A 21,367-nucleotide genomic window follows, 5' to 3' on the forward strand; every position below is an offset into this window, starting at 1 on the left:
TTATGCCGCCATGTCGAGGACGATGCGACCCTCGATCTCACCCCTGTGCATGCGGGCGAAGATGTCGTTGATGTTCTCCAGTTTTTCGGCAGCAACGGTCGCGGTGACCTTGCCCTGCGCGGCGAACTCCAGGGACTCCTGCAGATCCAGTCGCGTGCCGACGATCGAACCACGCACGGTGATGCCGTTGAGCACCATGCCGAAGATGTCCAGCGGGAAGCTGCCTGGCGGCAGGCCCACCAGCGACACCGTGCCGCGGCGCCGCATCATTCCCAGTACCTGCTCGAACGCCTTCGGCGACACCGCGGTGACCAGCGCGCCATGCGCGCCGCCGATTTCCTTCTTCAAGAACGCGGCCGGATCGGTACTGCTCGCGTTGACAGTGACGGTGGCGCCCAAGCGCCGCGCGAGTTCGAGCTTGTCGTCGTCCACGTCCACCGCGGCCACGTCCAGGCCCATCGCCTTCGCATACTGCACAGCCATGTGACCCAGGCCGCCGATGCCGGAGATCACGACCCAATCGCCGGGCCGGGTATCGGTCATCTTCAGGCCTTTGTAGACAGTGACGCCCGCGCACAACACCGGCGCAATCTCGACAAAACCAATGCCCTTTGGCAGGTGTCCGACGTACCCCGCGTTTCCCAGCGCGTACTGGGCGAAGCTGCCGTTGACCGAATAGCCCGTGTTCTGCTGCCGCTCGCACAGCGTTTCCCAACCACCGAGGCAGTGTTCGCAGTAGCCGCACGCCGAATGTAGCCACGGAATGCCGACGCGGTCGCCTTCCTTGACGTGGCTGATGCCGGCGCCGACCGCAACCACGGCGCCCACGCCCTCGTGGCCGGGGATGAACGGTGGCCGCGGCTTCACCGGCCAGTCGCCCTCGGCCGCGTGCAGGTCGGTGTGGCACACGCCGCAGGCTTCGATCTTCACCAGCACGTCGCCGGGACCGGGCCGCGGCACGGGGACCTCATCAATCACCAGCGGTTGGCCGAATGCACGGACTACCGCGGCCTTCATGGTTCTGTCCATCGCGATCTCCTCGGGAGAAAGGTCGGACGCCAAAGTTACGCCGCTCTTGCGGGCCGTGCAGGGTCAATCGATCTTGCTGCCGACGCCGTTCATCACGTCGGCTGCTGCGCTGAACTTGGTGCAAGTTTCGACGACGCAGTCGTAAAAAAACGGGGCAGAGTAGGTTCTGATAATTCGCTGCGCTACACCCACTCGAGTAGTTGTCTTTCGTGCAAGGGTAAGTCACGCGCGGCTCGATGCGACATGCGTGTGCTGCGTCTTCGATGGCTTGCTGTATCGATGTCTGCTTTCGACCCAAAGCGGTAATGCTGCGCCACTTCGTCAGAACGTGGCTGGCGGAGAGTATGTTGTGATGGTTTCGACTCGCTTGAGCATCAGGACAAAGGCGGCGGCCTTGGACGGATTTTCAGCAGCGTTCGCCGAAGCGAGCGAACGAATCTGACGTCGAAAATCTTCGCAGATGGACGGGTGTGAAAGGCACGCAAGAATCGCATGTGCGTGATCGCTCATCGAGAAATCTCCCGGAGATGACTAGAGGTTCCGCTAGGACGCTGCCTATCAATCACGGTCGACGCTACCTGCGACCAAGTCTTCCAACCACAAATTGACGACTTGGACCGCTTCTTGTTCGCATGTGCAGTAAACAGTCCGGAACAGAGAAGGACCCTTTTGCATATCCAGAATGGCGGCCCACTCGCCCGCTCGACATCCGACGGACGCATACGTGCGGCCTCGCTGGCCGCTGCGCTTGAGGTGGAGGTCAGTGCCTCCACGCCCTCGGTGCCAGGCGAACTCTGAGGCTTCCATACGAGCAGTCTGGGCGCGCCGAGAGCTGACGTGAACTGCCCAAAGGTCCACCCACAGAAGGTCACGCTATACGCGTCGTAACCTGCGGGAAGGCCGAGGTTTGGGCGAGCCCCCGAATCTGCTGACCGCGTCCACGACTAACCTCGTAAACTCTTCGTCGCAGATCCCGACGGGGGCATACGTCGCAACGTTTACGTAGCCCCCATCGCGGCCTTCTGCCTCGACCAATCTTCGGCAATAGGTCGTGCGTTCGCCGTCGAGTTCGAGGTCAATGTGAAACGCTGGATTGCCCATCCCAATGCGTTCGGCATGGAAAGGCCCTCCCACGAACACAACCTCAACGTAGCCTATGAGCGGGCCGCCATTCGTAGCCATGACGGCCTTTTCGCATGCAGCCAAGCTTGCGCGAGTGAAGCCGGTTGGTTCGGGCAGATGAGGGTAGTCACCGTAGCGCTAGATCAGAAAGGGGATCTTGAATGTCCGATTTTGGCCGTAGCGGGCAGTGGCCAAGTGATTGCTTCCGACCCAAAGCAGAGATTCCAGAACTCTTACCGCAGCAACGCGACGAAGAGCGATACCGCTCGGCTTTCGGCAAAAGCAAGGGTAGATCTTGCCGCATGAAGTGCCAGTGGTGACGGCGTTGCAACTTTTCGCCTTGTGACGTGCGAAAGACTGGGCGAAAATTCCGGCAGGATCATTCTGGCATTGGGCGCTACGCGCCCCGCGACATCGGGGACTGCCAGCCCCGCGCGAGTTCCCCCAGCTTCCACTCGCGCCGATCCTTGGAGGCCCCATCCGCTGGCGGGGCCTCGCCTTTTCAGCCGTCGGCTTTTGGCCAATAGCAGACGCTACTGTCGAGCTGTTCCTTGTGCCTCACCGCGACTTGACATCTGCGAGAGTAGGTGACTTTCGGTCACCTGGTGCCTGGCGGGTACGGAAGCAGTCTTTATGCGCTTCGAAGAAAGCCCTGGCTTGGTCGTTGATAACGCGCTGAGTATCGGCTTCCTCTGCCTCGATCCTTACATGCCGCTCAAGTTCTTCGTCAGCGTCGTGCGGTGGGAAATCCGCAGGGCGAGTCGGTTAGCGCTCGCGGGATTAATCGTCGAGATCCCCGAAGTGAAGGGCTTTCCCCCACCGGACGTTATGGCGCGAAAAGACATGGTCATAGCGTGGGCGGAAAGCGCACATGGAGACGCGTTTGAACAAATCGGACGCGCTGCGCGGGACGCACGCTTGCGGCTTGCGATCGTCGCTCCGGAGGAATACATCGATCGGGACTTGATCGGCTTGAAGATTGCGGCAATCCACGGTCTGACCGCCTGCATCGTTACCACGGAACAGGCAGCAATCGCCTGGATGAAGGTGGTCAACCGGCAGAGCACCTCGCCGTAGTTCATCAACGGGAGGATGCGCGGTTGCGAATGTCCGCTTCTGGCCGAAAGCGGGCATTAGGCCCGAAACGTCCTGAGCGCGATCGTGTTCGTGTCTGCGCGAGAACGCACGATCGAGGAACAGAAGCCGGCTGCTGGCAAAGCGAAATAGGAACAAGTCTGATCCGCTTCGTCACTCAAAGAGCGCGCTTCTTCGAGCGCTAGACTCGCCTTGGCATAGTCGTGGGCCGGAACAACATGCAACATCAAACGTCGAGTGGGAGCATGGCCGCCGTCGGGTGGATGTTAGTGATCTTCGGCGGGTTGTGCCTGATCGGTGCGGCACTTGCGACTGCGATGGTCCTAGTGAGAGTGGAGGTCAACGTGTGGACCGATGCATTACTAGCGGTTGTCGGCGCTTCCGCAACGGTAGCTGGCGCCATCCTCCTTGCAATCAATCGGCGCGCAAACCATCGCTCTTGATCGAGGCCAAGCGCAGAGTCTGACAACGCTATAGATTAGCCAAGTAACGTTCGGAGCCGCCGTCGTGTCCACTACGAGTGTCCGCTTTCCGCAGTCCATCCGCGTGCTGCACTGGCTAATGGCCCTTCTTGTCTTGGCCGTGTATCTCCTGGTCGAGCAGCGCGGGCTGTTCCCGCGCGGTAGCTCCGGTCGCGCTGGAATGATGCAAGGTCACTACTGGGTGGGCCTGTCGATCCTCCTGCTTGCCTTCTGGCGGATGATCGAACGCATGCGGAACGCCGCCCCACCCATTGCCCCAGCGCTTCCCACTTGGCAGACCTCGACATCGAAGGTTTTGCACGCCGCGCTCTACGCATTTTTCGTTTTGATGCCGCTGCTCGGGCTCGCCACAGCTTGGAGCGACGGCAAACAAGTGATCGTGCCATTTACCAATGTCGCGCTGCCGGCATTGCTGCCCGAGAACGAAGCGTTGGCGCACCAACTGGAGTCCCTGCACGGCACCATCGGAGAGGCGTTCTACTGGGTGATCGGCGCGCACATCATCGCAGCGCTGTGGCATCACTTTGGTCGTCGCGATGACGCCCTCCGCCGCATGCTCTGGTAACACGCGGCGCTACCGGGCCTTCAGATTGCCGTTCCGAACAGACGGCCGACGCCGGCGGTGAGTGCCAGCGCGAGCGCGCCCCAAAAAGCCACGCGAAGCGCTCCCTTCCTGATGGATGCGCCTCCTGCATAGGCCGCAAGGCCACCCAGCCCAAGCAATGCCACCAACGTCGAGGCCGTGATGTAGAGCGCGGCCTCCGACCCGGACGCAAGCGCCACGGCAATCGGAAGCGCAGCGCCAAGCGCGAAGGACATTGCCGACGCGATGGCCGCCTGCGCTGGCCGCGCGCGGAGTGTTTCGGTAATGCCGAGTTCGTCCCGGACATGAGCGCCGAGGGCGTCATGCGCCATGAGTCGATCGGCGACGCGGACCGCCAGGTCTTCATCGAGCCCACGGTTGCGGTAGATCGCGACGAGCTCCGCGCGTTCCAATTCCGGTTGCGTTTCCAGCTCCGTGGTCTCGCGCATGATGTCCGCGCGCTCGGTGTCGGCTTGCGACTGGACCGAAACGTACTCGCCCGCGGCCATCGACATTGCACCCGCAACCAATCCAGCGATGCCTGCTGTTAACACTGCAGATGCAGATGCGCCTGTCGCCGATACACCAACCATCAAGCTGGCGGTTGAGATCACGCCATCATTCGCGCCCAGCACGGCAGCACGAAGCCAGCCGATTCGCGAGGCCTTGTGCCACTCGGCATGAAGATGCGGCATTAGGACTCTCCCTGCCCCAACTGGAGCGGGGCTAATGCTAGCGGAGAGAATCAGTTTTCTGGTTCGACTTCGCGACTACGTAGCTCCGCGGCTGCCGGGGACGGTCCCCGAGTGTCCGCTATCGGCCCAATAGCGGACACAATGCCCGGGAGCAATTTTGCGGCTGTCGAACTGGGCGAATCGGCCTGACGGGCAACACCTAATTGCCAGGATGCGGCGGCCAGGCAAGCCCCCATCGAATGGCTGCGCCCCGCAATGCAAACCCCGCGCTCACCCCCAAGATCGCAGGCAATGGCGCAGCGAGACCAGCCCAGCCGAGGCCTACATAAAGCAAGGATGCCGTCAGCGCGGGGGATACGTACAGCTCATGACGCATCAAGATTGAGGGTACGCCCAACGTGATGTCTCTGACGACGCCCCCGGTGCATGCGGTGATGACACCTGCTGCCACTGCCGGGATCAAGGGCACGCCAAACTGGATAGCCTTGCTAGCGCCGTACACCGAATAAACAGCAAGGCCTGCGGCATCGAACCACTCCAGCGCGCGATCCGGCCACCACCGAAGTGGCACTAGCCAGGCAGCAAGGGCGACGGCAACACACAGCAGAACGGGCGACGCATCGTGCATCCAGAACACGGGCGCGTCGATGAGCAGGTCCCGAAGCGTTCCACCGCCAACTGCCGTCACAAGCGCAAAAAAACACGCGCTAATAAGGTCGACGCGTTTTCGCACCGCGACAAGCACGCCTGTGACTGCGAAGACCGCAAGGCCAGCGATGTCGAGCAAGCGAATAAGCGGTACGAGTTCGTGCATCCGGGTCCTTGGGCCGCTGGCTTGCCTCTATCTCATCACCAGCACCATGACCGTCCCCCAGGTCGTCAGGAGGACGTGTGCAATGGCAACGGCTCCCGAATAACCGATAACTGCAACCGGGCTTCCTGACTTTTCTTGCACCGCGGCCAAGCCCGCGGTGAAGGTCTGCGCACCGGAGATCGCGCCAAGCAACAGAAGCGGGTCAATGCCAAGCACTTTGCGGCCGAACCACAAGCCGAAGAGGAGCGGCATGAATGTCACCACCGCGCCACCGAAGAACAAGCCGATGCCGGACTCGCGCAGCGCGGCGAGGAAGTGCGGCCCTGCACCTAGGCCCACCATCGCGACGAAGGCCGCCAAGCCGAACGACTGCATAAACTTCACCGCGGCATCGGGCACGCGCCCGAACAACGGCCGACGACCGCGGATGTGACCGACCGCCAATCCCACGAGCAGCGCGCCGATGCTGGTGCCGAGCCCGATGTGGATACCCGCGACGGTGACAGCCGCCACGATGCCGAGCAATGCACCGACGAAGATCGCGAAGCCGACGACCGTGAAGTCGGTGGCATCGGTCGGACGGATGATCTGGCCGAGTGCGTCGGCCGCGCGCTCGACGCGACGCTCCACGCCCACAAGAAGCAGCACGTCGCCGCGTTCCACCGTTGTCTGCGTGCCGATGGGCATCTCCTGCCCGCCGCGCTGGATGCGGCGCAGGAACACCGCGTCGAAGTCGTCGTGCGCCGCGATTTCGCCCAGCGTGCGTCCTGCCCATTGCGGTTTGCTGACGAACACTTCATGCGATGCGATCGGAATATCCAACAGCGTCGCATCGTCGACTTCATCGCCACGCGGGCCCACGATGTCCACCAGCGCCTCGCGTCGCCCGCCGACAGCGATGTGGTCTCCCGCAAGGATCTTCGTGTCTTCCTGCACGTCGAAGACCTTGCCGTCCCGACGGATGCGGTGGACGAACAACCGGGTCCCTTCAATGAGCCGCTCGGCGGCGTCCACAGTGAGGCCGACAACGCGCGCGCCTTCGGGCACGAGATAGGCGCGCGTTTCGAACGGTTGCCACGCGGCGCGGATCCCCTGGCGTTGACGCTTGATGCCGTACTTCGCTTCGACTTCCAGAGCGTGAGTCGCCAGGTCGATGCGCAGCAACTTCGGACCGATGAGGGTGCAAGTGAGGATGACGCCGAGTGCGCCCACGAGGTAGCACAGCGCATCGGCGACGCCGACGTGCGCCGCGTAGAGCTCCTTGGTGGGCGCATCGAGCGGCAAGGCCTGGATGGCTTCGGTTGCCGTGCCCATCGCGGGGGATTCGGTGAGCGCCCCTGACAGCATGCCCGCCGAGAGGCCTGGATCAAGCCCAAGGATCTTCGCTGTGATAATCGCGGTGACCAGGCCGACTATCGGCATGCAGGCGCCCAGCACCGCGAACCGCCAACCTTCGCCCTTCATCGCGGACAAGAATCGGGGCCCTACTTCGTAGCCGATGCCGAACATGAACAACAGGAAGACCAGCGACTTGGCTGTCGACGCCACTGGCACTTCGAACAGCCATCCGAGCACCATGCCCGCGATCAGCGACCCCGTGACCCCGCCCAGCGAGAACCCGCGCACGCGAACGCTTCCTACCGCGTAGCCGATGCCGAGCGCGAGGAATACAGCGATCTCCGGGTACCGGCCGAACGTCGACGTCAGCCACTCCATGCGAGCTCCTTCAGACTCGGTGGTCGTATCCGGTCTACGAAGTCCCCGGATGCTGACGCTGCAAAAAACTAGCGTCCATTGGCCCTAGGCCCAATCCGCAGCGGATGAGCTTCCGATGTCCGCTTTGGGTCGAAAGCGGACATTCGGCGGCCCAGTCAACTGCCGGGGTGACAGCCGGTCACTGAGTGACCGCTTTCGACCCAAAGCGGACATTGCAAGTACGCGCCATACTGTGCCGATGAAAAGTCATCGATGGTCCCTTTGCGTCAGCTTGGCCTTGGCCGCGAGCCCCGCATTCGCAGGATGCGGTCTGCCGGAAATCACGGGCTCACGTGCACTGCATGAATTCCTGAGCCTTCGCGCCGTCGAAGTCGTCCGCCGGGCAGCAAACCCGGATGACCAGCTCGCGGTGCTAGTCGCTCCATCCGCAAGTTTTTCTCTCGGCGGTGGTGACGTAGGCCGTCCGTTGGGAACGGGCGTTGACGGTGCTCGGGAACTCGCACGAACCATGAAGGCGGACACTTATCGCTTCCTGGGGTGGGACTACATGGACATGCCTGCTGATGCGTGCTCAAAGCGCAAGGTCGAAGTCGAGTTCATCGACAACCAAAGCAAGAGCGTGTCTCGTGTGGAGTTCACGTTCGAAGCGGGTCTTGTGGTGAGCGCCGAGGGTTGGGAACGATCGTTCGAAACTGGTCAGTTGTAGACCCGCATCTGTCGTCGCGAGTGTCCGCTTCTGGCCGATAGCGGACATTTGCGGTCCCCGGCCCAAGTCGCCCACAAGGAGCGAAGCGAGATATCAGTTTCGCACCTGCGTGATGCTGTACTTTTCCACGCCTTCGGACTTCGATAGCTCGTTGGCGAGTAGGGCAGGCGACAACGCGCGTGAACGCTCCAATGCGATGGCGGCGAAGCGCCACTCCGTGCGGTTGTCGGCATACGCGATCGTGAGGCTGTCGTGGATGAAGCGGTAGCCGCGCGCGCGCGCGATGGCCACGATTTCGTCGATGCTGGGTTGGTAGCCAACCTTGAATGTCAACACAAGGTCCACCGTGTTTCGCCCGGGCAGCCATCGCTCGAATCCGCGCAACAACGACATCGACAATCAAAGGACCGCGAAGATCGTCGCCGCTGCGTGGAAGCCGGCGCCGAACAACACGCCGACCGCGGACACGGCCCAGATGGAAGCGGCCGTCGCCAGTCCGCGCACACTCAGCCCGTCCTTGATGATCACGCCCGCGCACAGGAAACCGATGCCGGTGACGACGCCCTGCACGATGCGCGTCGGGTCTGCAGGGAACGCGGCGTGCATGCCGCCGTACCACATCGACGAGAATCCGACGACGACGACCAGCGCCGCCGACGACATGCACACCAGCCCATACGTGCGCATGCCCGCGGCGCGACCGTGGTACGAGCGCTCGTAGCCCACGAGCATGCCGAGTCCCAACGCGCCGAGCAGCGTGAGAACGATCGACACATCCGCCTGGAAGACCGGGTTGTTCCAGAAATGCGGGAGAGAAGCAGGCGACATGGCGTGGCCTCACTCGCGAAGGATGCGCAGGACTTCAGCGATTGCCTGCGGGCTCTCGTGGAGCTGGTGTCCCGATTCGACGACGAGGGATGACGTTGCGCCTGGAATCATGGCGCTGTCGAGCGGGACGACGCCGTCGGTCGTGCGTCCGGGTAACACGGCTGCGATCGTGTGGTACGGAATGCCTGCTGGCGGCATCAACGTTTCGGTTGCCCGGCGAACGGGCTGCTCCGACTGGAGCGTGATGATGCTGTTGACCCAGCCCTGCTCGAGGACTTCGCGCATCTCGGGGCGGAGTGCGGATGAGTTCGCGTGGGCGATTCGGCGCATCGCTTGCACTTCGATGGCGCGCCGGCCCACGAAATCGCCGGTCATGCGCCCCAGCATCGTCGCGGCCTCCGGGCTTCCGCGATGCGGCGCAGCGAGGAAGATCGCGCGCGATACGCCCGGATACGGGGTGAAGAAGAAGACCTGCTTGATGACGTCCAGGTCTTCCGCACTCGCATCCAGCACTTCTGGCGGAACGAGGAAGGCCGCGTTCCATGGCACGACTCCGCTTTCGACGCACAGCAAGCGGGCCACCACGCCGCCCATGCTGTGGCCGATCAGTACGGTGCCCGAGTGCGCCCTGTGGTTGCCTGCCGGATCGAGCGTGCGCCAAGCGTCGTCGAGGAAGCATTGGATGCGCAGGCGCGCCGCGAGCAACGGCGCATCCGTTTGATGGAGAACATGCCAGACCTGGTAGCGCGCTCGGATGTCTTCATCATCCCAGATGGCATTGGTCAGGCGCGCCCAGATCAGCGGGTTGCTGCCGAGTCCATGGATCATGATCAGCGGGCGTTTGCGGGGATCGTAATCCTCGAGCAAGTACAGGCCCGATCGGCGTTCGATTTGCTTGCCGCCCAGCAGGCCCCAAATGCCGACGCGCTCGAGCTTCGAGATCTCCATTGCCCATGCGTACGCGGCGGACGTGTCGCTCGCGAGCGAAAATCGACGGGCGCCGATCGAGATGTTGTCGAGCTTGAGCGGATCGGCCAGCACCAGTCGCGGCGTTGCATCCACATGCGCCGCGTCGGGTTCGATCCACGCGGTGAGGTTTCGAAACGCCCCCGATTGCGGTGTGAGCCTATCCATCGAAGACGTTGCACTTCGCGACGCCAACACGGCAACCGGCACGCCAAACCCCTCGCGACCATGACGTTGACCGTCGAACGCGCGCATCGATACGTCCTGCGCACTCCGCATGCGCAGCGGGAACCGCAGTTGCTCGGATACGTTGCGAAACTCGACCTGCAGATCGCCATCGCTTGTCCTCAGCGGGCCCGGGGACCACCCAGCGGGTTGCTGCCGCAGTAACGCCGCCAATACCTCGGCGGTCGCCCGCGTCGCATCGACTGCCGCTGTATCGGACACGCCGGTGTCGTCGGAATCCATCGCCCGGTACGCGTCGATCGCACGGCGCATCCACGCTTGCATCGAGTCGTCGGCGAAGCAGGGCGTCATGGTTGCGCCGCTACAACTGCGATTCGATCGGCAACCAGCCCGACACGCGCACGAGGGCGCGTCTCCAGAAGCCTGCATCGGGTTCGCTGTCGAGTTCGACGGGAGCGCGCTGGGTGCCGTCGATCCAGCGCAGTTCGCCTTGCTTGTCCTGGTACACGCGATAGCTGAAGTCCGGGCCGCTCAGGCGCAGGTATTCGTCGCGCAGTTGCGAGGCCAACACAGGATCATCGAACAGCACGCCCATCTCGGTGTTGAGGGTCTTCGAACGCGGGTCGACGTTGAACGAACCGACGAAGCCACGCTCGCCGTCCAGCACGAAGGCCTTGGTGTGGAGGCTTGCCCGCGTGCCGATGAAGGTCGGCGCTGTTCGCTCGTGCGAACTCGCGCGCAACTCATGCAGGTCCACGCCCAGGCGAACCAGGCGGCTTCGGTATGCCGCGTATCCACTATGCACGGCATAGACATCGGTCGCGGCCAGCGAGTTGGTGACGATGCCCACGCGCGCACCACGATGCCGCAACGTGGCGAGCATCGACGCCCCGTCTTCGCCCGGCACGAAGTAGGGCGAGATCACCAAGGCCTCATCGCGCGCAGCGGAAATTTTCGAAGTGAGCCTCGATATGAGCCATCCGCTGCGATCGTCGCTCGCCCATTTCATCGGCGGATCGGCGACGACCTCGATGTTCGCACTCCAGCGAGGATGGAGTGCACTGTTGTAGTAGTCGCGCACCAACCGGGAAGCGGCGACGCGATCGAGATAGCGCCGCGCGCCTTCGCTGCGGGCATCGCGCATGACGTCGCCAAGCAGGGCGCGCAGCGCTTCCGGATGCCTTGCGCCCAGCGTTGCGACAGGGACGGCCGCGGCGCTGTTCCAGTACGCGTCGAAGGCGGCGCTTGCTTGTTGTGCCGCCGGCCCGAGCAGGAGCAAATCGAGGTCGCGGAAGTTCACCTCGGCATCGGCGCTGAAATACTGCTCGCCGATGTTGCGCCCGCCGACGATGGCGACGCGGCCATCTGCGATCCACGCCTTGTTGTGCATGCGGTGGTTCATGCTGACCATGCGCCGAATGAGTTCGAACGCGCGGCCGACGTCCTCGCGGTTGCGAAACGGGTTGTACAGGCGCAGCTCGATGTTGGGATGCGCATCGAGCGCGAGCAGGTACGGATCGAGGCCCCGCGCGTTCATGTCGTCGAGCAGGATCCGCACGCGCACGCCGCGCTCCGCTGCGTCCTGGATTTCGCTCGCCACCAGGCGACCGGTCAGATCGTTGCGCCAGATGAAGTACTGCAGGTCGAGACTGCGGCCGGCCTTGCGCGCGGACAGTGCACGCGCCGCGAATGCATCGACGCCATCGACCAGGAAGATTGCACCGCTCTCGCCGGGATGCGCGGCCAGCAGCGGAGCCAGCTCGCGATCGATCTCGGTCTGCGCCGGCTGCAATGGAAGCGCTTGGCTTGGCGTGCCGGTGGCCCGCGGCGCGAGGCGGTTCGTGAGCAACACCGCGCCGCCAACGAGTACGAGCGCGACGAGGCAAGCAATGACAAGCCAGAAGGCCACGCGACGCACCGCTTCATTCCAGGTCGTGTAGGAGGCGACAGCCGTTGCGGGTTACGCGGCAAGCGTACACCGCCGACACGCAACCCGAACGGGTGACATGACGCCTGTTTGCCGTGCGTTTCATGCACCGCCGTGAACGCCTTCCGGGACGTACCGCGGCGTTGCCTTCCTCTCTACATTCGATCAGCGCCCGACGATGCCGGGTGCTCGAGAACGATGACTTCCTAGAGGATCGAACATGCTTTCCGTAATCAATACCTTGCGCCAAGGTAGCCCGCGGCCCGAAGAACTCGACGAGCTGGTGCCATCGCGATACGCGTTGCGGGTCGGCGAGATCGACGTGCTGGTCATCAGCGATGGCGCGTTCCCGTTGCCCGCCACGACGTTGGCGACGAACGCCTCGCCCGACGATCTCGCGGCGTGGTTGGGCGACCAACTGCAGCCGCTCGACGTGTACAAGTGGCCACTCAACGTGGTCGTCGTGCGCAGTGGCGATCGCACCGTGCTGATCGACGCGGGGATGGGCGATGAATACCCGGACGAGCCGCGTGCCGGCGGTTTGCTCGCGCATCGGCTCGAAGCGGCCGGCATCGACCCCGCTTCCGTGACCGACGTGGTACTCACGCACATGCACATGGACCACATCGGTGGGTTGCTTGCCGACGGGCTCAAGAGTCGCTTGTGTCCGGATGTGCCGATCCACCTGGCGGCCGTGGAGGTCGACTTCTGGATGTCGCCCGACTTCTCGCGCAACACATTCGGCGGCTTCCCGGATGTACTGCGGTCGACCGCCAAACGCTTCGTTGACGAGTACGGAAGCCAGTTGCGTCCGTTCGATACGGAATGCGAAGTGGCGCCCGGTGTTGTCGTACATCGCACCGGCGGGCACACACCGGGGCACAGCGTGGTACGCCTTACATCGGGCAGCGATCGGCTGACGTTCATCGGCGATGCCGTGTTTCCGGATCATTTCGCCCGCCCTGATTGGTTCAATGCGTTCGACCATGATCCCGAAGAGGCGGTGCGCGTTCGCACCGATCTGCTCACGGAACTGGCTGCAACCGGCGAACCCCTGGTGGCCACGCATCTGTCATTCCCTTCCGTCGGCCGCGTGGCGCTAGACGATGAAGGCTTTCGCTGGGTCCCGGCTACCTGGGAGTACTGATTCGAACGGAGCCTCGAAATGCCGGATCGCGGGATCCGGCATTTTTGTGTTCAGCGATCGGTGGCGACCGTCACTACGTGCTCGATGCCGTGGCGGAACATCTTCGAGAACGGGCACAGGCGTTCTGTGTTGCGCGCGAGTTCCACCGCGAGCGCGCGTTCGACACCCGGCACGTTGACGCGCACACCAGCCGAAAGCAGGTACAGCCCGTCCACGGGATCGCGCGCGAGCGTCACTGCGGCATCGACGGTCATGTCCTTCAGAACCACGCCTGCGCGGCGCGCCAGCAACATCAGCGCACCGTGAAAGCATGTGGCGAAACCGGCCGCGAGCAGTTGCTCGGGGTTGGTGCCTCCGCCCGGGCCCCGAGCGCGGCATGCAGGTTGAGGTTCAGATCGAGTGCGCCGTCATCGGACCTGACCACGCCGGAAAACCATGCATCGGCATCCTCGGCCGGGGTCACGCGAACGCGACCGACGTGGAGCGCCTGCGCTTCGTCTCCATAGTACTTGTCGAGCAAGGGCGTGGACGACGACTGCGGTGTATTCATGCGAGGCTCCTGGTGGCGATTTCAGTCACGCAATCGAGGTTCAGGGCCCGAACTTGCGTAGTGACGAAGTCGATGAAGGCGCGGATGCGCTTGGGCTGTTGTCGCCGGCTCAGGTAGCACAGGTAGTGCCCCTGGTCGTCGGGAGAGAACTCGTGGAGACATTCCACCAACGCGCCCGTTCGCAGTGCACCGCAAACCTGGAACTCCGGCAGTTGTGCAATCCCGCGCCCGTTGCGCACGGCGCTCATGATCAGGTCGTCGTCGTTGAGCACGATGTCGCCGTGTGGCGTGACGGGATGCGCGCGGCCATCGACCTTAAAGTCCCAGCAGTGCAAGCGCCCGTTCGGCAGCCTGCGGTTGATGCACGCATGCTGCGTGAGTTCTTCGATGGTCGTGGGAAGTCCATGCTTTCGCGCGTAGTCAGGCGAAGCGCAGACACGCATTTGCAGCGGGATGATCTGCTTGGCGATCACCTGGCAGTCGCCGAGCCGGCCGTCGCGGAAAGCGATGTCGACGCGGTCTACCGTCAAGTCGATCTCTCGCTCGTGTAGCGTCAACTCGATGGCGATGTCCGGGTAGAGTTTGCGGAACTCATTCATCAGCGGCGCGAGGACCTTGCGTCCGAACCCGTGCGGCGCGCCGATGCGCAGGATCCCGCGCGGCGGGCCCTCGCGCAGGTCGCGCATCTCCTCCAGCGCCTGCAGGATCCGATCAACACCGGGGAGGCAGTTCTCGAAGAACCGTTCGCCTTCTGGGGTCAGGTGCGTGCTGCGCGTCGTGCGCGCGAACAAGCGCGCACCCAGTTGCACCTCCAGCTTCTGCACGCTGCGGCTGACCGCCGAACGTCCGACGCCCAGGCGATCCGACGCGCGCGCGAAGCTGCCTTCGTGTGCGACCGCGATGAACGCCATGATGCCGGAGTAGCTGGCGGTGAAGCTGGAGTGCAGGGTGTCCAGGCGGTCCGCCGGAATCGGGGTCATCACATTCATTGCGGGGCTTCATCTCGGATCACTTCCATCACGACGCCATCGTATTTCTCCGCGATATCTCGCCGGTAGGACCGGCGTCGTGCGCACTGTGGTTCCCGTACGGAATCAATGAATAGGGCAGGGGTTTGATAGCGATTGATGCCGAACGGGAAGCGGCGTGCATACACATGCAGGGCTACAGTCGCCTGGGCGCAGCTCCTAGCATCTCGAGGTTTGAACACGGGCCCGGACATGCTGCTGACCGAAACCTCCGCCGATATCGCCACGACAATCGAGGTCGACGCCCATGGCTCGCCGGTCACCGTCGAAGCTGCGACGTGGCTTGTGTGCTTCGTCCCGGGATTGCAGCGTCAGTGGTGGCACCGCTTCGCACACGCCAGGCACAAACATGTGTTTGCGCTGCGCCCGCTCGACGACGGCACGTGGTTGCTGGTGGAACCCTGGTGGACACGGATGATGGTCAACGTGCTTACGCTCGACCAGGCCACCAAATTCCTCCGGTGGGGCGCGCGGGGCGATGTCCTCAAGGTCTGCGAAAGGATTCCGGGGCGCGGCAGCCAGATGCGCGGCTGGGCCAACTGCAGCGTGCTGGTCTCCTACATGCTCGGCCGGTGCTACTGGACGTGGACACCCAATGGCCTGTACCGCAGGTTGAAGGCCGAACCGGAGGTCGTGTCGGTGAACGTGGACGCATACCTCAGCGCGCTGCGCACGGAAGCGTGACGAAGAACGTGCTGCCTTCGCCAGCGCCTGCGCTGACCGCCCACACCGATCCACCGTGCATTTGCACCAGCCGCTTGACCAGCGAGAGGCCGATACCGAGGCCTCCCTGCGAAAGCGCGGTGCTTGTCGGGATCTGCGAGAACAACTCGAAGACGCTGTCGAGCGCGGCGGCATCGATACCGACGCCCGTATCTCGCACCTGGATCAGCGCACGGCCATCGATGACGTCCGCGGAGAGGTCGATGCGCCCTTCTGGCGGCGTGTACTTCGCTGCGTTTCCAAGCAGGTTGCCGAAGACCTGGGCGAGCCGGGTGCGGTCCGCGTCGACGTAGATCGCGGCGGAAGGAAGCGACACGATCAATTCGTGTCGGCCGGCTTCGACCGAGGCGTGCGTGGCCTCGATCGCGTCCTTCAGCACCCCACGCAGGTCGACGGTTTCCAACTGGAGTTCGATCTTGTTGTTGTTGATGCGGGACACGTCGAGCAGGTCGTCGATGAGACGCACCATGTGGCAGAGTTGCCGCGCCATGACGGCGCGCGTCTTCGCCGCCGTTTCCAGCGGCGGATTCATGTCGAGCACCGCCAGGCCGGTCCGGATCGGCGCGAGTGGGTTGCGCAACTCGTGCGCCAGAGTTGCGATAAATTCTTCCTTCCTTCGATCGGCTTCCCCTACCTTCGCTTCCGCGATGCGTCGTTCGTGGATATCCACGCACGTTCCGTAGAAGCGCCTGGGTCGCCCGGTCGCAGGTTCCATCTCCGGTTCTGCACGCGCGAGGAACCAACGATACGCACCGCTGGCTGCCCGGATTCGGTGTTCGACGGTGAAGGGTTCTCCCAACTCCCGGGCGTGGTGGAATCGCGCCATCGTGTGCTCGACGTCGTCGGGGTGAAGCGCCGCAACGGCCGAATCATCGGCCGCGCCCTGCACGAAGGCGATCCCGGTGTACCGGCTCCACTGCCGGTTGACGAACTCCACGCGGCCTTCGCCATCAGTGATCCACATGATCTGCGGCACGGCATTGGCGATGGACCGAAAGCGTGCTTCGCAGCCGTGGACGGTGGCATCGCGATGGCTCGCGAACGCGTGGTTCACGTCGCGATGCGCGGCCTCGTCGACGCGCAGTTGCATCACGACGTCTCGCAGGCGCGCGTCGTGCGGGAGCATCCAGTAATCGATCGCGATCGGCGGTGCAGGTGCGTTGTCGATGCGGCCCGCTTCGATCTCGTCGAGGTAGCGGGTGTAGATCTCGATCGCTTCTTCACGCAGGTAGCCCACCACCCGGTGCGCCATGCGGGAAGACGCGAGGTGGAGCATGAGGTAGCCGTGGAAGAACACCGCCTGCGCGACAAGCGCCGTCGTGCGTTCGAACCGCGTTGGTTGGGCGATCCGCATGAAGATCATCAGGTGCATGCGCTTGTTGTCGGCCTCGTCAAGCAACCGGCGGATCGATCCGTTGTCGTCGCTCATCCGACGCAGGCAACGCAGGTGCAGCATCGCGCCAGCCACCATGCCCGGCACGGCGGCGACCATGCCCACGACGAGTACGCGGCTGCAGTAGCGCTTTCCGTAACACGCCTCGGCCAGGAGGCGAATCGTCCGGGCGATGCCGCGAGCGACGCGATCGCAGGGTGTGCGGACGGGATGGTGCGACTCAACCGGCACCTGTTTGGCACGAACGTGCATGGCGTTCCAATGTGTCGCGGGAGGCGTCGCGTCATGCGACGCCTCCTCGAGGGTGCGTCGTCAGCCGCGAATGAACTTCAACAGATCCTGGTTGATCACGTCGGAGTGCGTCGTGCACATGCCATGCGGGAACTTTTCGTAGATCTGCAACGTCGCGTTCTGCAGCAACTTGCTGGAGAGCATCGCCGAGTCGGCGATGGGGACGACCTGGTCGTCGTCGCCGTGCATCACCAGCGTGGGCACGGTGATCGCGCGCAGATCATCGGTGAAGTCGGTCTCCGAGAACGCCTTGGAGCCGACGAGCTGCGCCTGCGCGCTGCCCGCCATCGCCTGTCGCCACCAGTTCTGGATTACGCCCTGGAGCGGCTTCGCGCCCGGGCGGTTGTACCCGTAGAACGGGCCGCTGGCGAAGTCCAGGTAGAACTGCGCGCGGTTGGCCGCCAACTGCTTGCGCATCCCGTCGAACACTTCGACCGGAATGCCGCCCGGATTGCCCGGCGTCTTGATCATGAGCGGCGGCACGGCGCCGATCAGGACGAGTTTGCCGACGCGCCCCATGGGCTGACCATGCTTGGCGACGTAGCGCGTCGCTTCACCGCCGCCGGTCGAGTGCCCGATGTGCACGGCGTTGCGCAGATCGAGATGCTGCACGACCGTCGCGACGTCCGCGGCGTAGTGATCCATGTCGTGACCATCGCGCACTTGCGACGAGCGACCATGGCCGCGGCGATCGTGCGCGATGACGCGATATCCCTGCTCGACGAAGAAGAGCGCCTGCGCGTCCCAGTCGTCGCTGCTCAGCGGCCAGCCGTGATGGAGCACGATCGGCTGTGCGCCTTTGCGGCCCCAGTCCTTGTAGAAGATTTCAACGCCGTCTTTGGTGGTGACCGTGTTCATCGTGGGGTCGCTCGAGTCGTGGGAGAGTGCGGAAGAAGCGTTGGCGGCAAAGGGGATGGTCGATGCAGTCGCCAGCGTGGTGGCGCTCAGGCCGATGGCAAGAAAACCCCGTCGATCGGGATTCACGGGCCCGGGTGTGTTGGTGTTGCTCATGTCCTGCTCCTGTGTTTGGCAAGCGCATGCAAAGTAGATGCGGGTGGTGAGCGCCGGTAGACACGCGGGGGTGCGCACCGCGTTGAATGTTTGGAATCAATGCTGCGCGTTGGTTCCGGGCAGGCAACACGGTGTGTACGCTGCAGGCGATACTGCGACGGGATTCGGCGCAATAGGATGCGGATCGCAAGCCGGAGAATCCCCATGCGATCATCAAAAGCAAAAGCCCCGTGGACTGTCGTTACCTCATCGGTACCGACGCGCGAACTCGCAGGCGTGCTGGTGCCGGATACGCCGCTGGTAGCAGAAGCCATCGCGATGGCGCGCGCGCGCTCGGAGCCGTACCTGTTCAATCACGTGATGCGATCGTGGCTGTTCGCGTCGATCGTTGCAGAACAGAAGGGCGAGCCTTACGACACTGAAGTGCTGGCGGTGTCTGCGCTACTGCACGACATAGCCTTGTCGGACCCGTCGCCTGGTCCTTTGCGATTCGAAGTGGAAGGCGCCAACACAGCGCGGGACTTCGCACGCGAACGTGGTGTCGATGCGCGACGCTCGCAGTTGATCTGGGACAGCATCGCGCTTAACTCGACGCCATCGATCTGCCTGCACAAGGAGACGGAGGCCGCGCTGTGCACCATGGGCGTTGCGCTCGACTGGGGCGGGTGGGGTTACGACGACATTCCGGCCGAACGCATTGCGCGAATCGTGGCGAAGTTCCCGCGCCGGGATATGAAGCAGAATTTCATGAAGGCGGTCTGCGGTCTCTGCGAGCGCGCCCCCGAGAAGACATACGACAACTTCGCACGCGACTTCGGCACGCGCTTCGTTCCCGGTTACAAAGCGCCGTCGATGGTCGATGTTTTGATGGAGTCGCCGTTCGATGAGTAAGGGTTCCGTGCCCCGCCGTGCGGTCTAGCCGTGTATCCGCCTCCCCCGAACGACTGGCAGCCAAGGCGTCGGTGCCGCCCGGTACGCGCGTGACTCGGCATGGCGGTAATGTCCGCTTTTGGCCGAAAGCGGACCTCTCGGTGTCCGCTTTGGGGTGCAACGTGACTGGCAGTCACTGGTGACCGCTCTGACATTGCCGCGAATCACAGGGCAGGGCCGCTCTTAGTGTCTTCGTTCATCGGCGCGCGCGTGCTGCCTTGGCACCAATCAATCGGCGTGACGAGTGTGCCTAGCCTGCTCTAAATCCAGCCAGTGCGTTCTCACCCTTGCCCGAACGGATTCCCACTTCGCAGATGACTCAAGCGTGGCCCAGCCGTGGGCAGCTAATGGAGCGACGTAATCCCAAGACTTGCTCTTGTGTACAGCGCGAAGCGCAGACGCGAACGCACGAATCTGCGCATCCAAACGGATCGCATCGAAATCGACCATGAGAACTGAGCCAGTGGCGCGAGCTGCACGGAGGCTCAAAGTCAGCGACGCGATTCGATCATCGCCATGCCACGGCAGCATACCGCGCCCAGTCTGTCCCGTCGCCTAGAGGCCGCCGGCCCTCCAGGCAACATCTGAACTGCCTGAATGTCTGCTTTTGGCCCGAGAGCGGACGCATGAACCCGACTTTCACTTCCCTTCGGCGTATAAGAGATCTGCATCACGGCGAGTACATAGCGCCGCAGCCATCGAGCCTCCGTGCAGCTCCATGTTCAGGACGCTGCCATGAGTTTCGAAACGTCATCTACAAGCCAACGACTTGCCGCCGCAATTTGTGAGAACCGGCGGCTACGCGCCGAGTCCGAGCAATTCTTGGCGACTCTCAGGCGACCCGATAAGCTTTTGCAGCGGGAAAACGCGCCGTCCACTGAAGCGCAGGCGAGCGATTTCGAAAGCCAAACGCCATCTGGGCAGGCGCCGAAATGACCTCTTTTTCTGACGAAGAGCGCCACGCATTCTTTGGGTCCATTGCCAGAGATGGCGCCGGTGCGGAACACCTGGTCGGGCTCACTTCTGCAGAGACCTCCACGTACTTGGCTTTTCGCAAACGATCCTTGGATGGCCATTCTGCATATGCAGTTGGCATCAGTGAACACATCGCACTTTACGAAAAGCACCGGAAGGCGTGCCGGGTAAGACTCATGGAACCCGGTGAGTGACCGGCTGCGAGGTGCAAGTGGAACACGCAATGCATCTTTTGGGCGAGTTCTGCATCCGCCTTGAGCATGTTTCGCTGGTGAGCCCCGTGCTAGGCAGCCGAGGCGGGTACGGGTTCTCTGTAGTGCTCTTGGGTTGCCACACGCTGTCGTTGGCGTTCAGCTCCAACGAAGAAGCGGTCAGCGCCCGTGCAGACCTGCTAAAGGCGCTCGACAATTGAAGTAGGCACGAGTTGGCCGCTGTCCGCTCCAGGCGCCGATAGCGACGATTGAGTGCGCGTTATCCGTCAGAAATCCGAGCTAGTTGCACAGCACGCGCGCGAATCGTTGCGAGACAAGCATCGCCCCTTAGGAGCGACCATTCCCGTCCTTGAGCTCCCACATCGTGTTGCCATGAACCCGCGCAGCCTCCAACTCGAGGAGCCAGCCAACTGCGCGCACTGCGATGCCGTCTGCTGTCGCATGATCGTGGTGCTGCAGCCCGAGGACAACATTCCCGCCCACCTCACTACGCGCCTCCCGAGCGGGTTGCTGGTTATGGCCCACGACGACGACGGCTGGTGCGTAGCAATGGATGGTTCCCGCATGAACTGCGGCATCTACGAAAGCCGCCCCGCGGTGTGTCGCCGATTCGTCATGGGCGGCCCATACTGCCGGGCCGTTCGCGCCGAATACGCTGAAGAGCGAGCTCGCGAGATCGATCTCCTCTTGGTATGACCTGCAATCGCGATGGCCGATCCAACCTTCTTCCTTCCAGGCGAATGTCCGCTTCTGGCCGATTGCGGACATTCGCCCTCAAGTGATATCGACTCATCAGAAAGTGAGGCCCCGCCAATGGACGGGGCCTCAGCGGATCGGCGCGAGTGGAAGCTGGGGAGCTCGCGCGGGGCTGGCATTCCCCGGTGTTGCGGGTCGCATAGCGCCCAGTGCCAGTCATGATCCTGCTGCAATTTTGACCTCGCGGTCAGCGCCTTACAAG

General features: G+C 63.2%; 21 protein-coding genes. 7 read left to right on the top strand and 14 right to left on the bottom strand.

Annotation, left to right across the window (positions count from 1 at the left end; all coding sequences use genetic code 11):
* Together adhP and LK996_RS16255 are read right to left on the bottom strand one after the other, a co-directional pair.
* Positions 1 to 1,029 carry an alcohol dehydrogenase AdhP gene (adhP, locus tag LK996_RS16250; RefSeq protein ID WP_230528423.1) on the bottom strand — a complete coding sequence of 343 codons (1,029 nt, stop codon included), beginning with the start codon at positions 1,027 to 1,029 and terminating at the stop codon, positions 1 to 3.
* 321 nt (positions 1,030 to 1,350) lie between these two features.
* Complete coding sequence (locus tag LK996_RS16255; RefSeq protein WP_230528424.1) at positions 1,351 to 1,539, bottom strand: hypothetical protein; 189 nt, start codon at positions 1,537 to 1,539, stop codon at positions 1,351 to 1,353.
* A gap of 1,245 nt (positions 1,540 to 2,784) precedes the next feature.
* Between LK996_RS16255 and LK996_RS16260 the strand changes: the two genes are divergently transcribed.
* Positions 2,785 to 3,228: a hypothetical protein gene (locus LK996_RS16260; protein ID WP_230528425.1), complete on the top strand. Its 444-nt coding sequence runs from the start codon at positions 2,785 to 2,787 to the stop codon at positions 3,226 to 3,228.
* 525 nt (positions 3,229 to 3,753) lie between these two features.
* A complete protein-coding gene (locus LK996_RS16265) occupies positions 3,754 to 4,293 on the top strand; it encodes a cytochrome b (RefSeq protein WP_343225890.1) in 540 nt (179 codons plus the stop codon).
* Between the two features lie 20 nt (positions 4,294 to 4,313).
* Here the strand turns inward: LK996_RS16265 and LK996_RS16270 are convergent, their stop codons facing one another.
* From LK996_RS16270 to LK996_RS16280, 3 genes are all read right to left on the bottom strand, one after another.
* The gene (locus LK996_RS16270; RefSeq protein ID WP_230528427.1) at positions 4,314 to 5,006 is read right to left on the bottom strand and encodes a VIT1/CCC1 transporter family protein; all 693 of its coding nucleotides are present in this window, start codon (positions 5,004 to 5,006) and stop codon (positions 4,314 to 4,316) included.
* 199 nt (positions 5,007 to 5,205) lie between these two features.
* A complete protein-coding gene (locus LK996_RS16275; RefSeq protein WP_230528428.1) occupies positions 5,206 to 5,820 on the bottom strand; it encodes a trimeric intracellular cation channel family protein in 615 nt (204 codons plus the stop codon).
* 27 nt (positions 5,821 to 5,847) lie between these two features.
* Positions 5,848 to 7,536, bottom strand: a complete 1,689-nt coding sequence (locus LK996_RS16280) for an aspartate:alanine exchanger family transporter (RefSeq protein ID WP_230528429.1) — start codon at positions 7,534 to 7,536, stop codon at positions 5,848 to 5,850.
* A 277-nt stretch (positions 7,537 to 7,813) separates the two neighbouring features.
* On the opposite strand from LK996_RS16280, the gene LK996_RS16285 reads away from it, so the two are divergent.
* Positions 7,814 to 8,242: a hypothetical protein gene (locus LK996_RS16285; protein ID WP_230528430.1), complete on the top strand. Its 429-nt coding sequence runs from the start codon at positions 7,814 to 7,816 to the stop codon at positions 8,240 to 8,242.
* 93 nt (positions 8,243 to 8,335) lie between these two features.
* Here LK996_RS16285 and LK996_RS16290 read toward each other — a convergent pair whose 3' ends face one another.
* The 4 genes from LK996_RS16290 to LK996_RS16305 all read right to left on the bottom strand — a co-directional run bounded on the left by LK996_RS16290 (position 8,336) and on the right by LK996_RS16305 (position 12,131).
* Positions 8,336 to 8,575: a hypothetical protein gene (locus LK996_RS16290; RefSeq protein WP_230528431.1), complete on the bottom strand. Its 240-nt coding sequence runs from the start codon at positions 8,573 to 8,575 to the stop codon at positions 8,336 to 8,338.
* A gap of 66 nt (positions 8,576 to 8,641) precedes the next feature.
* Positions 8,642 to 9,070, bottom strand: coding sequence for an MgtC/SapB family protein (locus LK996_RS16295; protein WP_230528432.1), 429 nt, complete (start codon positions 9,068 to 9,070; stop codon positions 8,642 to 8,644).
* 9 nt (positions 9,071 to 9,079) lie between these two features.
* Positions 9,080 to 10,573, bottom strand: coding sequence for an esterase/lipase family protein (locus LK996_RS16300; protein ID WP_230528433.1), 1,494 nt, complete (start codon positions 10,571 to 10,573; stop codon positions 9,080 to 9,082).
* Positions 10,574 to 10,583: 10 nt separating this feature from the next.
* On the bottom strand, positions 10,584 to 12,131 hold the full coding sequence (locus LK996_RS16305; protein ID WP_343225891.1) for a phospholipase D family protein: 1,548 nt from the start codon (positions 12,129 to 12,131) through the stop codon (positions 10,584 to 10,586).
* A gap of 238 nt (positions 12,132 to 12,369) precedes the next feature.
* Here LK996_RS16305 and LK996_RS16310 point away from each other — a divergent pair, with 238 nt between their 5' ends.
* The gene (locus LK996_RS16310; protein WP_230528435.1) at positions 12,370 to 13,296 is read left to right on the top strand and encodes an MBL fold metallo-hydrolase; all 927 of its coding nucleotides are present in this window, start codon (positions 12,370 to 12,372) and stop codon (positions 13,294 to 13,296) included.
* Positions 13,297 to 13,346: 50 nt separating this feature from the next.
* On the opposite strand, the gene LK996_RS16315 is transcribed toward LK996_RS16310, so the two are convergent.
* The 3 genes from LK996_RS16315 to LK996_RS16325 are packed head-to-tail and all read right to left on the bottom strand — an operon-like array spanning position 13,347 to position 14,835.
* Positions 13,347 to 13,631 (bottom strand): OsmC family protein, encoded by a 285-nt coding sequence (locus LK996_RS16315; protein WP_230528450.1) that lies wholly within the window; start codon positions 13,629 to 13,631, stop codon positions 13,347 to 13,349.
* Complete coding sequence (locus LK996_RS16320) at positions 13,589 to 13,846, bottom strand: hypothetical protein (protein ID WP_230528436.1); 258 nt, start codon at positions 13,844 to 13,846, stop codon at positions 13,589 to 13,591. The genes LK996_RS16315 and LK996_RS16320 overlap by 43 nt, the downstream gene beginning before the upstream one ends.
* Entirely contained in the window at positions 13,843 to 14,835 is a 993-nt protein-coding gene (locus LK996_RS16325) for a LysR family transcriptional regulator (RefSeq protein ID WP_230528437.1), read from the bottom strand. Before LK996_RS16325 ends, LK996_RS16320 begins: the two co-directional genes overlap by 4 nt.
* Positions 14,836 to 15,066: 231 nt before the next feature.
* Between LK996_RS16325 and LK996_RS16330 the strand changes: the two genes are divergently transcribed.
* Positions 15,067 to 15,558 carry a hypothetical protein gene (locus LK996_RS16330; protein ID WP_230528438.1) on the top strand — a complete coding sequence of 164 codons (492 nt, stop codon included), beginning with the start codon at positions 15,067 to 15,069 and terminating at the stop codon, positions 15,556 to 15,558.
* Here LK996_RS16330 and LK996_RS16335 read toward each other — a convergent pair.
* Both LK996_RS16335 and LK996_RS16340 read right to left on the bottom strand, forming a co-directional pair.
* Positions 15,533 to 17,242 carry an alternative oxidase gene (locus LK996_RS16335; RefSeq protein ID WP_230528439.1) on the bottom strand — a complete coding sequence of 570 codons (1,710 nt, stop codon included), beginning with the start codon at positions 17,240 to 17,242 and terminating at the stop codon, positions 15,533 to 15,535. The two genes, LK996_RS16330 and LK996_RS16335, sit on opposite strands and share 26 nt — an antisense overlap.
* Before the next feature lie 60 nt (positions 17,243 to 17,302).
* A complete protein-coding gene (locus tag LK996_RS16340; protein WP_230528451.1) occupies positions 17,303 to 18,139 on the bottom strand; it encodes an alpha/beta fold hydrolase in 837 nt (278 codons plus the stop codon).
* A gap of 357 nt (positions 18,140 to 18,496) precedes the next feature.
* Between LK996_RS16340 and LK996_RS16345 the strand changes: the two genes are divergently transcribed.
* Positions 18,497 to 19,183: an HD domain-containing protein gene (locus tag LK996_RS16345; protein WP_230528440.1), complete on the top strand. Its 687-nt coding sequence runs from the start codon at positions 18,497 to 18,499 to the stop codon at positions 19,181 to 19,183.
* Positions 19,184 to 20,781: 1,598 nt separating this feature from the next.
* The gene (locus LK996_RS16350) at positions 20,782 to 21,105 is read left to right on the top strand and encodes a YkgJ family cysteine cluster protein (RefSeq protein WP_230528441.1); all 324 of its coding nucleotides are present in this window, start codon (positions 20,782 to 20,784) and stop codon (positions 21,103 to 21,105) included.
* Positions 21,106 to 21,367 lie beyond the last annotated feature (262 nt).

It is taken from the genome of Noviluteimonas lactosilytica, from assembly GCF_020866925.1.
GTDB lineage: Bacteria > Pseudomonadota > Gammaproteobacteria > Xanthomonadales > Xanthomonadaceae > Noviluteimonas > Noviluteimonas lactosilytica.

What these genes read in the sequence shown, in the direction of transcription:
- adhP (WP_230528423.1), bottom strand. Translation starts at nt 1,029, where the DNA reads ATGGACAGAACCATGAAGGCCGCGGTAGTCCGTGCATTCGGCCAACCG.
- LK996_RS16255 (WP_230528424.1), bottom strand. Translation starts at nt 1,539, where the DNA reads ATGAGCGATCACGCACATGCGATTCTTGCGTGCCTTTCACACCCGTCC.
- LK996_RS16260 (WP_230528425.1), top strand. Translation starts at nt 2,785, where the DNA reads ATGCGCTTCGAAGAAAGCCCTGGCTTGGTCGTTGATAACGCGCTGAGT.
- LK996_RS16270 (WP_230528427.1), bottom strand. Translation starts at nt 5,006, where the DNA reads ATGCCGCATCTTCATGCCGAGTGGCACAAGGCCTCGCGAATCGGCTGG.
- LK996_RS16275 (WP_230528428.1), bottom strand. Translation starts at nt 5,820, where the DNA reads ATGCACGAACTCGTACCGCTTATTCGCTTGCTCGACATCGCTGGCCTT.
- LK996_RS16280 (WP_230528429.1), bottom strand. Translation starts at nt 7,536, where the DNA reads ATGGAGTGGCTGACGTCGACGTTCGGCCGGTACCCGGAGATCGCTGTA.
- LK996_RS16295 (WP_230528432.1), bottom strand. Translation starts at nt 9,070, where the DNA reads ATGTCGCCTGCTTCTCTCCCGCATTTCTGGAACAACCCGGTCTTCCAG.
- LK996_RS16300 (WP_230528433.1), bottom strand. Translation starts at nt 10,573, where the DNA reads ATGACGCCCTGCTTCGCCGACGACTCGATGCAAGCGTGGATGCGCCGT.
- LK996_RS16310 (WP_230528435.1), top strand. Translation starts at nt 12,370, where the DNA reads ATGCTTTCCGTAATCAATACCTTGCGCCAAGGTAGCCCGCGGCCCGAA.
- LK996_RS16320 (WP_230528436.1), bottom strand. Translation starts at nt 13,846, where the DNA reads ATGAATACACCGCAGTCGTCGTCCACGCCCTTGCTCGACAAGTACTAT.
- LK996_RS16325 (WP_230528437.1), bottom strand. Translation starts at nt 14,835, where the DNA reads ATGAATGTGATGACCCCGATTCCGGCGGACCGCCTGGACACCCTGCAC.
- LK996_RS16330 (WP_230528438.1), top strand. Translation starts at nt 15,067, where the DNA reads ATGCTGCTGACCGAAACCTCCGCCGATATCGCCACGACAATCGAGGTC.
- LK996_RS16335 (WP_230528439.1), bottom strand. Translation starts at nt 17,242, where the DNA reads ATGCACGTTCGTGCCAAACAGGTGCCGGTTGAGTCGCACCATCCCGTC.
- LK996_RS16340 (WP_230528451.1), bottom strand. Translation starts at nt 18,139, where the DNA reads ATGAACACGGTCACCACCAAAGACGGCGTTGAAATCTTCTACAAGGAC.
- LK996_RS16345 (WP_230528440.1), top strand. Translation starts at nt 18,497, where the DNA reads ATGCGATCATCAAAAGCAAAAGCCCCGTGGACTGTCGTTACCTCATCG.
- LK996_RS16350 (WP_230528441.1), top strand. Translation starts at nt 20,782, where the DNA reads ATGAACCCGCGCAGCCTCCAACTCGAGGAGCCAGCCAACTGCGCGCAC.